General features: G+C 68.0%; 14 protein-coding genes. 9 read left to right on the plus strand and 5 right to left on the minus strand.

Annotated features, from left to right (window positions below; genetic code table 11):
• Nucleotide 1 precedes the first annotated feature (1 nt).
• Genes sctR through sctU form a run of 5 tightly spaced genes read right to left on the minus strand, consistent with a single transcriptional unit; the run spans nt 2 to nt 5,629 of the window.
• Nucleotides 2–658 carry a type III secretion system export apparatus subunit SctR gene (sctR, locus tag BAC01S_RS06160; protein WP_027793968.1) on the minus strand — a complete coding sequence of 219 codons (657 nt, stop codon included), beginning with the start codon at nt 656–658 and terminating at the stop codon, nt 2–4.
• Complete coding sequence (gene sctQ, locus BAC01S_RS06165; protein ID WP_245616515.1) at nt 645–1,796, minus strand: type III secretion system cytoplasmic ring protein SctQ; 1,152 nt, start codon at nt 1,794–1,796, stop codon at nt 645–647. The genes sctR and sctQ overlap by 14 nt, the downstream gene beginning before the upstream one ends.
• A 21-nt stretch (nt 1,797–1,817) precedes the next feature.
• A complete protein-coding gene (gene sctP, locus BAC01S_RS06170; RefSeq protein WP_027793970.1) occupies nt 1,818–2,579 on the minus strand; it encodes a type III secretion system protein SctP in 762 nt (253 codons plus the stop codon).
• Nucleotides 2,580–2,594: 15 nt separating this feature from the next.
• Nucleotides 2,595–4,565 (minus strand): FHIPEP family type III secretion protein, encoded by a 1,971-nt coding sequence (locus tag BAC01S_RS06175; RefSeq protein ID WP_027793971.1) that lies wholly within the window; start codon nt 4,563–4,565, stop codon nt 2,595–2,597.
• A gap of 5 nt (nt 4,566–4,570) precedes the next feature.
• On the minus strand, nt 4,571–5,629 hold the full coding sequence (gene sctU, locus BAC01S_RS06180) for a type III secretion system export apparatus subunit SctU (protein WP_027793972.1): 1,059 nt from the start codon (nt 5,627–5,629) through the stop codon (nt 4,571–4,573).
• 286 nt (nt 5,630–5,915) lie between these two features.
• Here sctU and BAC01S_RS06190 point away from each other — a divergent pair, with 286 nt between their 5' ends.
• The 9 genes from BAC01S_RS06190 (at nt 5,916) to BAC01S_RS06230 (ending at nt 12,546) form a co-directional block, all read left to right on the plus strand.
• Entirely contained in the window at nt 5,916–6,485 is a 570-nt protein-coding gene (locus BAC01S_RS06190) for an HrpB1 family type III secretion system apparatus protein (protein WP_027793973.1), read from the plus strand.
• 28 nt (nt 6,486–6,513) lie between these two features.
• On the plus strand, nt 6,514–6,924 hold the full coding sequence (locus BAC01S_RS06195; protein ID WP_027793974.1) for a type III secretion protein HrpB2: 411 nt from the start codon (nt 6,514–6,516) through the stop codon (nt 6,922–6,924).
• 1 nt (nt 6,925) lies between these two features.
• Nucleotides 6,926–7,783, plus strand: a complete 858-nt coding sequence (gene sctJ, locus BAC01S_RS06200) for a type III secretion system inner membrane ring lipoprotein SctJ (RefSeq protein ID WP_027793975.1) — start codon at nt 6,926–6,928, stop codon at nt 7,781–7,783.
• Between the two features lie 36 nt (nt 7,784–7,819).
• Entirely contained in the window at nt 7,820–8,494 is a 675-nt protein-coding gene (locus BAC01S_RS06205) for a type III secretion protein HrpB4 (RefSeq protein WP_043201346.1), read from the plus strand.
• The gene (gene sctL, locus BAC01S_RS30490; RefSeq protein ID WP_052408704.1) at nt 8,488–9,318 is read left to right on the plus strand and encodes a type III secretion system stator protein SctL; all 831 of its coding nucleotides are present in this window, start codon (nt 8,488–8,490) and stop codon (nt 9,316–9,318) included. Before BAC01S_RS06205 ends, sctL begins: the two co-directional genes overlap by 7 nt.
• Nucleotides 9,319–9,348: 30 nt before the next feature.
• A complete protein-coding gene (gene sctN, locus BAC01S_RS06215; RefSeq protein ID WP_027793977.1) occupies nt 9,349–10,719 on the plus strand; it encodes a type III secretion system ATPase SctN in 1,371 nt (456 codons plus the stop codon).
• Between the two features lie 27 nt (nt 10,720–10,746).
• Nucleotides 10,747–11,232, plus strand: a complete 486-nt coding sequence (locus tag BAC01S_RS06220) for a type III secretion system protein (protein WP_027793978.1) — start codon at nt 10,747–10,749, stop codon at nt 11,230–11,232.
• Nucleotides 11,233–11,258: 26 nt separating this feature from the next.
• The gene (sctT, locus tag BAC01S_RS06225; protein WP_027793979.1) at nt 11,259–12,065 is read left to right on the plus strand and encodes a type III secretion system export apparatus subunit SctT; all 807 of its coding nucleotides are present in this window, start codon (nt 11,259–11,261) and stop codon (nt 12,063–12,065) included.
• Between the two features lie 91 nt (nt 12,066–12,156).
• A complete protein-coding gene (locus BAC01S_RS06230) occupies nt 12,157–12,546 on the plus strand; it encodes an HrpB1 family type III secretion system apparatus protein (protein WP_027793980.1) in 390 nt (129 codons plus the stop codon).
• The last annotated feature ends 82 nt before the right edge of the window (nt 12,547–12,628 follow it).

Consider the following 12,628-nt stretch of genomic DNA (forward strand, 5'->3'; position numbering starts at 1 on the left):
CTCAACGATAAGTCATGACGAGACCGTGAACCAGCGTGGACCAGCCGTCCATCACCACGAACAGCAGCAGCTTGAACGGTATCGCCACGTTCGTCGGCTGCACCTGGTTCAGCCCCATCGCCATCAGCACGTTGGCGATCACGAGATCGACGACGACGAAGGCGATGTACAGCAGAAAGCCGATCTTGAACGCGTCGGCCATCTCGGTCAGCGTGAAGGCCGGGGCCAGCACGATCAGGTCGTCCTCGCGGACCTTGGCGGCCATGTCCTTCGGCCAGATCGCCGACGCCGAGCGCACGAAGAAGCGCTTTTCGCGCTCGTGGGCGTGCTTCTCCAGAAACGTGCGGAACGGCTCCTTGGCCGCGTCGAACAGATCGAACACGACGGCCGACGAATCGGCGCCGGGCGCGCGGTGCGTCGACTGCATCGTTTGCATGGCCTGCATGCCGATCGGCGCCATGACGTAGGCCGACACGAGCACCGCGATGCCGTTCAGCACCATGTTCGGCGGCACCTGCTGCACGCCGAGCGCGTTGCGCAGCAGTCCCAGCACGACGACGATCTTCGCGTAGGACGTGGCCACCATGGCGACGAAGGGGATCAGGCTGATCGCGACGACCGTGACCAGCAGCCCGGTGATGTCGCTAAACTGAATCATGGCTGCTCGACAGCTGGACGAGACGCACGCCGAGATGGTCGCCGACGCTTACGAGCTCGCCGAAGCCGATCGTCTGACCGTAGGTCACGAGCCGGATGCGCGCGTCGGGAACGGCGGTCGGCAGTTCGAGCACATAGCCCGCACGCAGCGCGGACAACTGCGCGACGGGCATCGACACCGTGTCGATTTCGAGCTTCAGCGGAAGATCGAGCTGGCTGATTTCGACGGGCGCGTCGATCGAGTCGGTGAGCGGAGCGTTGAACGAATAGTCGTGGCTCATGATGGGGTTCTCGCTGAGGGTAAGTACGTTGCCTGTGAGGGTGGCCGCGGCGCGCAGCTGGCGGGTGCCGTAACGGCCCCAGACAGCCTGCACCCGGCCCGATTCGCTTTCGCGTTTCAGGAGCGCCGCGACGTCGTCCGACACCGCGCGCAGGATGACGTCGCCCGGACGCAGCGAATCGAGCGTCGTGACGCTGACCGTCTTTTCGCCGATCTGCAGCCGCCCCGGCACGGTGATTTCGCTGACATGCGTGGCAAACGGCGTGTATTGCCGCGCGACCAGCGCTTCGAGTGCGTCGAGCCAGCCGCCGTCCACCTGGCCGATCGTCGCGTCGATCCGTTGCGCGCCGAGCCGGAACCCGATCGCGCAGCATTGGGCTGCCTGCGTAGTTGTGTGAGTCCTTGCCTGCGCCGTTGCCCCGGTCGCCGGCTCCGGCATGGCGCGCGCGAACGAGACGATTTCGACGCCCTCCATGCCGAGCTTGCCGAGCGCCTGCAGCAACGGGTCGAGCAGGATCGCGCAGACGGCGTTGCGCAGATTCTCGTTGTCCGGCCCGCTCGATTCGGCGAGGCTCGCGAGCGCGGGATGCTGCGCGACGTCGATGCGCACCGAAGCGCTTTCCATGCCCCAGCGCAGCCGCACGACGGCCGCGCGCTCCGGCGCGACGAGGTCGCGCGTGCCGACGCTCCAGCCGGCCACGCCGAACGTATGCGAGAGCACCGCGCGCAGGCGTTCGTCTACGGCGAGCCGGTGTTGGCGCGCCGTTGTCGCGTCGAGCGACGGCAGGCTGGCCCGATCGAGCGTGACGGCGTTCGAAGCGGCTGGGTAGCCGGAAACCGGGGCGTCGTTGAGTGGCATGTCCGTCGTTTTCACGTTGCGTTAAGTGACGATGATCTCGATGTTTCGCGGCGTGTCGAAGCGGCTTTGCGTCACCTGCTCCAGACTTTCGCGAAGCGTCGCTGCATGTTGCAAGATTAGTTGGCGCGAGCGGTCCTCCGTCGTGTCGAAGCGAAGCGTCAAGTCGAAATGCGAAAGCGTCAGGCTCAATGTGCAGGCCGGCAGCAGTTGGGGGGAAACGGGAATCGTGATGTGCCACGAGCCGCCTGTGAGCACCGCCGGATTCGAGCAGAAGTCCGCCACCTGCGCGACGATCGATTCGACGAACTGGCGCGCGTGGTTCGCCGCGCGCGCGGGTGCTTCGACCGCCGTGACCGGCGCACGGTAGTGCGCCGACGCGTGCGAGCCATGCGCGGCGGCAACGGCGGCCAGGTGCGGCTCGCCCGGCGGCAATGCCGCCCCGTGGCTGGGCGCAGGCTCGTCGGCTGGCTCGTCCGCATGCTCCGGATCGTCGCCGCCTTCCTCGTCGCAGTCGCCGCGGCTGCCGCGTTCGCCGTGGCGTTCGACCTCGTGCTCATCCGCGTTCTCCAACAGCGGATCGGGCATTTCCTGAAGTTCCGCGCCCGGGGGTTCGGGCGCGTCGTCCTGCGTCGCGTCGGCGTCGGCGCCGCCGCGCAAGCGCCTGAACAGCTCCGCCTGGCGGCTCAACTGCGCCGACAGCGTGGCGGGCGCATGCCGATGAGGTTCGGTGTGCGAAAGAGGCTCCGCGATGACGCGGGCGCGATGGGGGGCTTTGGCGTGCATGGCGGTCCCGGGCGGTTACATCGTCAGCCGGCCGACCGGCTGCAGGTCCACGTGCGCGCCGAGTTCCTGGTACGAGTACACCGGCAGCCAGCTCAGGCGCGACTCGACCATGCGCTTCACGTAGCGGCGAATGTCCATCGAGGCCACGAGCGCGATCTGCTGGCGCGGCGCGTCGCCCACGATGTCGGCGATCTTGGCGACCAGCCGGTTGATTTCGTCGGGCGGCAGCGCCAGGAAGTTGCCGGTGGGCGTCTGCTTGATCGACTGGCGGATATGCTGCTCGACCTGCACGTCCACGAGCACGACCGGCAGGTCGCGCGGGCCGCCGGTGGCCCGGTACGCGATCATCCGGCCGAGTTCCATGCGGATGTACTCGGTCAGCATCAGCATGTCCTTTTCCTTCGGCCCCCAGGTGATGAGGCTTTCCGTGATGCTGCGGATGTTGCGGATCGGCACGCCTTCCTCGATCAGGCGGCGCAGGACGTCGGCCATTTTCTGCAGCGGCAGCGCCTTTTGCACTTCCGCGACGAGTCCGGGGTAGTCCTCGTTGAGCTGGTCGAGAATCCACTGCGTTTCCTGAATGCCGAGGAAGAGGTGGGCATGCTGGCGCAGCAGATCGATCGTATGCCGCGCGATCAGCGCTTCGGGCGTGGCCGGGTCCTTGCCGTCTTGCGCGCCGCCCGCCGCGGACTGCTGCGCCGCCTGCGCCTGCGCGAGCGTCGTCCTGCCGTACGGCACGTCGAAGATCATCACCTCGTAGCCGTCCTCGGGCAGCGTGGTGTCGGTCCACATCATGATGCCGGGGAACGGCAGGCCCACTTCGGCCTGAAGCGCGTTGCGCTGGGTGTCGAACGCGCGGTCGAGCGCGTCGGCCGCGAGACGCAGGCTGACGTCGGGCGCGAGCCGCACGCCGAGCGGGCAGGTGAACTGCGGCGGGCGCGGCAGGATGGACGGCGCATTGCCTTTCGCGCCGGCGCGCTGCAGCGCCACGACGGCCTTGCCGCCGCCGCTGCCCGCCTGGTGTCCCTTCTTCTGCAGCCGGTAGCCGGTGAACGCGAGGATGCCGGCGAGCAGCGCGAAGAGCGGCGCCGGAAAACCCGGCACGGCCGCGAAGCCCAGCAGCAGCAGCGCGGCGAAGTAGAGCGCGCGCGAGTTGCTCGTGAACTGGCGCTTGATGTCCTCGCCGAGCGACGACTCGCCTTCGTTCGAGTCTTCCACGCGCGTGATCATCACGCCGGCCGCCACCGAGATCAGCAGCGACGGAATCTGCGAAACCATCGCGTCGCCGATCGAGAGGACCGAGAAGCGGTTGGCCGCGTCGCCGGCCGACATGCCGTGATAGGCCACGCCGACGGCGATCCCGGCGACGATGTTGATCATCGTGATGAGGAGGCCCGCGATCGCGTCGCCCTTCACGAACTTCATCGCACCGTCCATGCCGCCGTGCAGCTGGCTTTCCACCGCGAGCCGCGCGCGCTTCTTGCGGGCTTCTTCCGGCGTGAGGATGTTCGCGCGCAGGTCGGCGTCGATGCTCATTTGCTTGCCCGGCAACGCATCGAGCGTGAAGCGCGCGCCGACTTCGGCCACCCGCTCGGAGCCCTTCGCAATCACGATGAACTGAACCACCGAGATGATGACGAAGACCACGAGCCCGACCACCAGGTTGCCGCCGACCACCAGTTCTCCGAAGCTTTCGATGATGTTGCCGGCGTCCGCATGCAGCAGGATCGACTTGGTCGAAGCGATGTTGAGCGAGAGCCGGTAGAGCGTGGTGAAGAGCAGCACGGACGGAAACGAGGAGAGTGTCGCGATGCTGCCCACGTACATCGTGACCATCAGCAGCGTGATGCTGACCGTGATGTTGATGGCGAGCAGCCCGTCGATGACGGCGGGCGGCAGCGGCAGGATCATCAGCGAGACGATCGCGATCAGCAGGACGGCGATACCGGCTTCGCCGACCCCCGGCAGTTTGATGGTCTTGAACATCTGCGTCACTCCGTTGTTGCAGGTTGGATCGTGAGGCCGTCTACCCAGCGCAGAATGGCCGCGACGATCTCGTACAGTTCTTCGGGTACGGGCTGGTTCTCGGGAACCTTGTGCAGCATCCGCGCAACCGGCGGATTGGCGACGATCGGCACGCCGGCCCGCGTTGCCTGGCGGCGCAGCAGCAGCGCCTGCTCGTCCACGCCTTTGGCGATGATGACCGGCAGCGGAAACTCGTTCGGGTCGTAGCGGATCGCCACGGCGTAGTGAACGGGGTTCACGACCACGACGTTCGCGCGCGACACGTTGCGCTTCGGCGCTTCCTGGCTGAACTCGCGCGCGAGGCGCTTGCGCTCGCCCTTGACTTCGGGGTTGCCCTCGCTGTCCTTGAACTCGCGCTTGACTTCGTCCTTCGACATCTTGTTCTTGCGCACGAAGAGCCACTTCTGCAGTTTGAAATCGAGCGCGCCGATCACGATGAACACGACGCACGCCACGGCGACGACGTGCATCAGCACCGACCAGAGCACGCCGATCAGCTGCGGCACCGACTGGTCGAGCGCGCTGGCCACCACGGGCATCGACTGCTTGATCGTCTGCCACATCACGGCAACGAGGACGACCGCCTTGACGGTCATCTTCGCGAGATCGACCACCGAGCTCATCGAGAAAATCTTCGTGATGCCCGACGAAGGGCTTACCGCGGTGAACTTCGGCATGATGGTCTGCAGCGAGATCTGCAGGCCCGTCTGCGGCGCCAGCGCGAGCAGCGCCGCGCCGAGCCCGATGACGGCGATGCCGCACAGCAGCTCGAGCGCATGCTTCGCCATGTCGGTGCCGTAGACGGCCAGATCCTGCAGCGAGCGCTCGCCATGCGTGAAGTCGAGCGCATCCTGGACCACGGCGCGCAGCGTGTCCGCCAGATAGTGCTGGCCGGCGATCAACACCAGAAAGATCGCGCTGAGACAGGCCACTTCCACGATGTCCGAGCTCTTCGCGACCTGGCCTTCCTCACGCGCCTTCTTCAGCTTTTTCTCTGACGGCTCTTCGGTTTTTTCGTCGCTCATGACGTGCGTCCTTCGCTTGCGGTCCCGGGCGCCCCCCCTCGATTCAAAGCCGGGCTACCCACACTGCAACGTTAGCCGTGCGCGCCGCCGGCGCACGCGGCGGATGCGAAGCCGCGGCGAATACCGCGAAGCGACGCCGCGCCGCCCGGCCGCGCCGGCGCTTCGCAATTCGTTCTGCGACTTCGTGCCGTGCGCGTGGCGGCTGCGGGGCGTTGCGTAAATTAGCGTCAACAGGAACCGCGCATACCCGCGCACTGGATCGGACTGATTTCCCCGGAGGAAAAGGATGGACGTTCTGAAGAATCAGGCGGAGTGCCCGTCGGCGGCGGTCGGAGCGGTCGTCGACCTCGTGCGGGCCGCGCTGGCGGCCTACGCGGGCCCGGCGAGAATCGACATCGACGACATCGAGCAGCTCGTGGGCGTGCTGCACGTGATGCGCCCGGGCCGCGCCGAGTTTGCGTTCTTCGACGGCTGGCTGATGATGCTGCGCGAGGAGTGGAGCGACGCAGCGCGGCTCTTCAGGGATCTCGCCGACCGCTCGCTGTGCCTGCCGGCTTCGAGAGGCATGCTGCTGCGGTGTCTTAAAGCGGCTCAGGAGCCCGGCTGGCAGGAAGAGGCGAGGAAGCTCGTGGAAGAGGGGGGCGACGACGAAGTCGCGCGCCTCGCGCGGGTGCTCCTTGCCAGCGACGATGTCAAGCAGGCGGTCGCCGCCGCGAAGCGCACCGGGCGCTTCGTGGCGCCGGATTCGGCGCGCGAGTTCGAAAGCGGCGCGCGCGCCGAAGCGGGGGGCGCGGCCGCCGCGCCGTCACAGACCACCAGCGACATGCAGCTCGTCCTGCAGTACATGCGGATCTGAACCTGTCGCCCGTTACCGGAGAAAGGACATGAGCTTCACGACTATCACGCAATTCGAAAACGAACTCGCCCGCATCGCGAACGAAGCGGCGACTTCCGGGGCTGTCCCGGCCGCTCAGCCGGCCCAGGCGCCACAGCATCTGGTCGACAAGTTCCAGTCGATGCTCGCGCAGGTCGAGCCGAACCCGCATGCCGCGCATACGGCGGGGCCGAACATCGTGACGAAGGCGGTCGAGGAGCAGTCCGACTACTACCGGCAGGTGCCGAACGACGTGCTGTACATGTCGCAGCACATGAGCTCGCTCTCGATGGAGCGCATCGCCGCCGCGGACATGACGGTCCAGCTCGAGATCGCGAGCCTGAACGCCGACCTGCAGGTGAAGATGGCCGCCGTGCAGTCGTCGAAGGACGCCGTCCAGACCTTGATGAAGAACCAGTGACATGAAGACGCTTACCCGCACCCCCCAACTCGCTGCACAACCCGCCGCGAAATCCGCCGGCCGCTGGCTCCGGCTGCTGCCCGCCGTCGCGCTCGTCTTCGCGCTCACCGCGTGCAAGCAGGAACTCTACGGCCAGCTTACCGAGAGCGACTGCAACGAGATGGTCGCCGCGCTGGTCCAGTACGGCGTGGACGCGCAGAAGAGCTCGCCCGATGCGGGCAAGACCTGGACCGTCAGCGTCGACCAGAAGGACATCGTGCATGCCATGGAGATCCTCCGGTCGCGCGGCATTCCGCACAAGCAGTACGACGACCTCGGCAATCTCTTCAAGAAGGACGGCCTCGTCTCGACACCCACGGAAGAGCGCGTGCGGTTCATCTACGGCCTTTCGCAGGAACTCGACGACACGCTCTCGAAGATCGACGGGGTGGTGGTGGCGCGCGTGCAGATCGTTCTGCCGAACAACGATCCGCTCGCGCAGACGGTGAAGCCCTCGTCGGCTTCCGTCTTCATCAAGTACCGGCCCGATGCGGATTTGCAAACGCTCACGCCCGCGATCAAGAACCTCGTCGTGCACAGCATCGAGGGACTGACCTACGACCAGGTGAGCGTGACCTCGGTGCCCGCCGACGCGCTGGATCTGCAGCCGCGCAGCGCGCGCCAGGACGGCGCGGTGGTCTACGCGGGCGGCGCGCTCGGCGTGCTGCTGCTGCTCGCGGCCGGCGCGTTCGCGTTCCTGCGCGGCAATGCGGCGAAGGCGGAGAAAGCGGGGCAGGCGGGGCAGGCCGGGAAAGCGGGCGGCATGCTGGCTTCGCTGCTGCCGCGGCGCGGCGCGCGGGCCGCCAAAACGCCGGCATGAGCACGGTTTCCGTATTGACGAACGGCGGGTGACGGCATGGATGCGCGCGACGGAAACGGTAGCGAATTGCCCGGCGGCGGCCAGCCGGCCGCGGTGGCCGCGCGCTTGCGCGCGCACCACGCGTGGCGGCGCACGCTGTTCGAGTGGATGCACCCGCTGCGCCGCGCGCAGGTTCCGTGCGCGGATCGTTTGACGGATGGCGGCGCGGCCGGAACGGCGGCGTTCGCCGAGGCGATGCTGCAAGCGCTGGGGTTTCCGGCGCCGCCGCTCGCCTCGTTCAGCGCGCCCGGCGCGGCGCTCGCGGTGCTGCCGGCGAATGCGTGCCTGGGCGTGTTCCGGCTGCGCGCGCTGTTCGATCACGGCGAGGAAGTGCGCTCGTGGATCGACCGGCCGCGCCGGCAACGGCTGAACGACTGGATCGGCCCGCGCGGCACGCAGGTGCTGCTCGGGCAACGGCGCGCGCTGTCCGGCGCGCCGCTCGCGGCGCCGCTCGGCCGGGTCGACGGCGACGCGCTGGCGTGGATCGGCTACCGGCTCTTCGAGCGCGAATGCGGCTGGACGCAGGCCGGTCCGCTCGCGATCGCGCAGCTGGCCATGCCGGAGCCGGCCGGCCCGGTGCCGCCGCTCGCCACGGCGAACGGGCCCGGACGCAACGCCAGTCTTTCGATTGTTTCGCAACTGCCCGACTTGTTTCCGGAGTGGTCATGGTGATCTGGTTACGCAATCCCCAGGCGGAGGGCGCGGCGGCCGGCCTCGGGGCCGGCGTCGACGGCGACGTGCTGCGCGCCGGGGACTTCGCGCGCCTCGTCGAGATCGACGCCGGCTATGCCGAAATGCGCGAGCAGTGCGAGGCGGCGCTGCAGGCCGCGCGCGACGAAGCGCAGTCGATGCTCGACGCCGCGCGCGCGCAAGCCGAAGCGCTCCTTGCCGACGCGCAGGACCAGTACGCGAGCGCCGCGAGCCGGGGCTATGAGGACGGCTTTTCGCAGGGCCTCGCCGACTGGCACGAGCACGCCATGCGCACGCACGCGGACGCGCAAACGCTAGGCGCCACGCAGCGCGACCGGCTTGCCGGACTCGTGGCGCTGGCGGTCGAGCAGGTGGTTGCTGCGGAAGATCCCAAAGCGCTTTTCGTGCGCGCGGCGTCGACCGTGGAGGCCATCGTCGCGGACGGCAGTCCCGTGCACGTCTGCGTGCATCCGTCCGATCTCGACGCGGCCAGCGCCGCGTTCGAAGAAGTCGCGCTGCGCTGGCGCGATGCCGGACGTGCCGTGCGGCTCGTCGTGCGGGCCGATGCGGCGCTCGACGAAGGCGCGTGCGTTTGCGAAACCGACCTCGGCGCCGTCGACGTGAGCCTGCCGATCCAGCTGGGCGCCATGCGCGCCGCGCTGGCGCGCGCGGTGCAAAGCGTTGCTCACGAGGCAGCGGAAGGCCTCGCCGGGAACGCCGGTCAGACGGATTGGCCGGCGCAGCCCGCGGATCAGGAGGCCGAAGGCGAGCCTGTCGAAGAATACGAAGCCGCGCTGCCGGCATGAAACGGATGAACGAAGGGAGAACCGGACATCATGATCGACAGCGTCGACGACACGATCGCCGCACGACCCCCTGAAGACGCGCGCGGCTTTGCCGGCCTCATGGACGCCATGGAGCGCGAGCTGCGCGCGCGCCCGGCGCCCGCGCAGTGCGGCAAGGTTCAGGAAGTGATCGGCACGCTGCTGCGCGTGTCGGGGCTCGACGCGACGCTCGGCGAACTGTGCGAACTGCGCTCGCCGCAAGGCGAGCTGCTGCAGTCCGCCGAAGTGGTCGGCTTCTCGCGCGACATCGCCTTGCTCTCGCCGTTCGGCCGGCTCGGCAGCATTTCGCGCGCCACGCGCGTGATCGGGCTCAAGCGGCCGCTCTCGATCCGCATTGGCGACGGCCTGCTCGGCCGCGTGATCGACAGCCTCGGCCGGCCGATCGACGGCAAGGGCGAACTGGCGTGCGACGAGTTTCAGCCGGTTTTCGCCGATCCGCCGGATCCGATGTCGCGGCCCGTGCTCGACACCCCGATGCCCACCGGCATACGCGTGATCGACGGCATGATGACGCTCGCCGAAGGGCAGCGCATGGGCATCTTCGCGCCGGCCGGCGTCGGCAAGAGCACGCTGATGGGCATGTTCGCGCGCGGCGCGCAATGCGACATCAACGTGATCGCGCTGATCGGCGAGCGCGGCCGCGAAGTGCGCGAGTTCGTCGAGCACATTCTCGGGCCGGAAGGGATGGCGCGCTCGGTGGTGGTCTGCGCGACGTCGGACCGCTCCTCGATCGAGCGCGCGAAGGCCGCGTATGCGGCCACCGCCGTTGCCGAGTACTTTCGCGACCGCGGCCTGCGCGTGCTGCTGATGATGGATTCGCTCACGCGCTTTGCGCGCGCGCAGCGCGAGATCGGCCTGGCGATGGGCGAGCCGCCCACGCGGCGCGGCTTTCCGCCGTCGATCTTCGCGGAGCTGCCGCGCCTGCTGGAGCGCGCGGGGCGTTCCGCGCACGGCTCGATCACGGCGCTCTACACGGTGCTCGCGGAAGACGAATCCGGCGGCGATCCGATTGCCGAAGAGGTGCGGGGGATTCTCGACGGTCACATGATCCTCTCGCGCGAAATCGCCGCGCAGAACCGCTACCCGGCGATCGACGTGCTGGGCAGCCTCTCGCGCGTGATGTCGCAAGTGGTGGACCGCGATCACGTTGCGGCGGCCGGCCACGTGCGCCGCCTGATGGCGAAGCACAAGGACGTCGAGCTGCTGCTGCAGGTTGGCGAATACCAGGCCGGCACCGATCCGCTGGCCGACGAAGCGATCGCGAAGATCGACGCGATTCGCGAATTCCTCGGCCAGCCGACGGACCTGCTGGTCGACCCGGGGGAGATGATTTCCCAGCTTTTCCAGATCGTGCAGTTGTGAGGCAGTCATAAGGTCGAGGGGATGACGATGAAAGACCGTCGCGTGGCGGCATTCGAGCGTGTGCTTTCGCGCCGCCGCCAGCAGGACCGCAAGCTGAACGCCGCGCTCGCGGGCCTGCGCGGGGAGTCGGCCGCGCTTGCCGGCGCGCTCGGCGAGCGGGTGGCCGCCGTCGAGGCGCAGGTGGCGGAGCTCGCGCGCCAGGACCGCAAGATCGACGCGATGCTCGGCGGCAGTTCGTTTCGCGCCGACGAGTATCTGGCGCTGAACGACTTCCGCTCGCAGGCCGCCGCGCAACAGGTCGCGCTCGAAACGCAGGCGCAGCAGGCGCAGCAGGCCCTGGCCGCCAAGGAGCGGCAGGTGGGCGAGGCGCGCATGCGGATCCTGCGCAACCGCGCGCGCATCGACATCTACGACAAGCGCCGCGACGCGCTCGTCAAGGCCATCGAGCTGGCGATCGAGGACGCGCAGGACGAAGAGGCCTCGGAGAGCCGGCGGCCCCGCGCGAACGCATAGACAAGGGAACGGACAAGGCAGGCGCCATGAGCGAGATTACTTTTGCGTCGATACAGTCGAGCCACGAACTGGTTCGTTACCTGATCGTGCTCGGCCTTTGCAGCGAGCGCCTGATGGTGCTGATGATGGTGTTTCCGCCCACCTCGGACAACGTGATGCAGGGCCGCGTGCGCACCGCGCTCGCGCTGCTGTGGGGCAGCTTCGTCGCGTTCGGCGAGCGCGGCGTGCTCGAACAAGGCGACGCGATGATGCTCGTCGGCATCGGGCTGAAAGAGGCGCTGATCGGCCTCGTGCTCGGCTTCGCGGCGTCGACGGTATTCTGGGCGGCCGAATGCGTCGGCACCTACGTCGACGACCTGACCGGCTTCAACCAGATCCAGATGCAGAACCCAAGCCAGGGGCAGCAGACTTCGCTCACGTCCACGCTGCTCAGCCAGTTCGCGATCGTCGCGTTCTGGTGCCTGGGCGGGATGACCTTCCTGCTCGGCGCGGTGTTCGAGTCGTACACGTGGTGGCCGCTCGCGCATCTGATGCCGTCCGGCGGCCACATTCTAGAGTCGTTCGTACTGCAAAAGACCGACTCGCTGATGGAGACCGTCGCCAAGCTGGCGACGCCGATGATGGTTTTGCTGCTGCTCATCGACATAGGCTTCGGCTTCACGGGCAAGGTGTCCCAGAAGCTCGACCTGCACTCGATGGCGCAGCCGGTGAAGGGCGGGCTGACGATCCTGATGCTGGCGCTGATGGCCGGCGTTTTCATCGATCAGGTGCGCGACCAGCTCTCGCTGACCGGCATCGCGGCGGAAGCGCGCGCGCTGTCGGGCAGCAAGTGAGCGTCGCGCCGCGTCGCCGGCCCGGAATGCGTTCGCGCGCCGCCGCGAACGGCTCGAGGAATGCCTGGTGTGGATAGTCTGGAGAACGATCGTGATTGAAACAACGAACGACTGCGCGATTGTCGAGGGAATGATCGACGTGCTGTGGGCCGGCGCGGGGCTCGACACTTTTTCGGACGTGCAGGATCTGCTCGATGCGATTGCCGTGCTCAACCCCGGCAACGAGGGCGCGCGCGTGGTGCTGGCATGGTGGCACGTGCGCGCGCGAGCGTGGGGCGAGGCGCTGGGCGAACTGCGCCGCGTGGAGCGGGAGGGCGAGCTGTCGTCGCGCGGCACCGCGCTCGCCGCCGTCTGTCTCTATGCGCTGGGCGACCCGGCGTGGCGCACCTATGCCTACGCGGCGGCCTATCAGTCCGAAGACCCGATGGCAACGCGAACCGCCAACGCGCTGCTTGCCGCGCCGGAAATCAGGCGGCGTTAGCGCATGCCGCAGCGGGCTTCGGCCGCTTCGCATTCTGGAACACGGCATCGGGTGAATCACGGGAGGTTCACATAGGGTCTCG

Origin of the sequence: Paraburkholderia acidipaludis NBRC 101816, from assembly GCF_000684975.1 — a bacterium.
Classification (GTDB): Bacteria; Pseudomonadota; Gammaproteobacteria; order Burkholderiales; family Burkholderiaceae; genus Paraburkholderia; species Paraburkholderia acidipaludis.

Coding starts and splice junctions, on each gene's coding strand:
- sctR (WP_027793968.1), bottom strand. CDS start 658: ATGATTCAGTTTAGCGACATCACCGGGCTGCTGGTCACGGTCGTCGCG.
- sctQ (WP_245616515.1), bottom strand. CDS start 1,796: ATGCCACTCAACGACGCCCCGGTTTCCGGCTACCCAGCCGCTTCGAAC.
- sctP (WP_027793970.1), bottom strand. CDS start 2,579: ATGCACGCCAAAGCCCCCCATCGCGCCCGCGTCATCGCGGAGCCTCTT.
- BAC01S_RS06175 (WP_027793971.1), bottom strand. CDS start 4,565: ATGTTCAAGACCATCAAACTGCCGGGGGTCGGCGAAGCCGGTATCGCC.
- sctU (WP_027793972.1), bottom strand. CDS start 5,629: ATGAGCGACGAAAAAACCGAAGAGCCGTCAGAGAAAAAGCTGAAGAAG.
- BAC01S_RS06190 (WP_027793973.1), top strand. CDS start 5,916: ATGGACGTTCTGAAGAATCAGGCGGAGTGCCCGTCGGCGGCGGTCGGA.
- BAC01S_RS06195 (WP_027793974.1), top strand. CDS start 6,514: ATGAGCTTCACGACTATCACGCAATTCGAAAACGAACTCGCCCGCATC.
- sctJ (WP_027793975.1), top strand. CDS start 6,926: ATGAAGACGCTTACCCGCACCCCCCAACTCGCTGCACAACCCGCCGCG.
- BAC01S_RS06205 (WP_043201346.1), top strand. CDS start 7,820: ATGGATGCGCGCGACGGAAACGGTAGCGAATTGCCCGGCGGCGGCCAG.
- sctL (WP_052408704.1), top strand. CDS start 8,488: ATGGTGATCTGGTTACGCAATCCCCAGGCGGAGGGCGCGGCGGCCGGC.
- sctN (WP_027793977.1), top strand. CDS start 9,349: ATGATCGACAGCGTCGACGACACGATCGCCGCACGACCCCCTGAAGAC.
- BAC01S_RS06220 (WP_027793978.1), top strand. CDS start 10,747: ATGAAAGACCGTCGCGTGGCGGCATTCGAGCGTGTGCTTTCGCGCCGC.
- sctT (WP_027793979.1), top strand. CDS start 11,259: ATGAGCGAGATTACTTTTGCGTCGATACAGTCGAGCCACGAACTGGTT.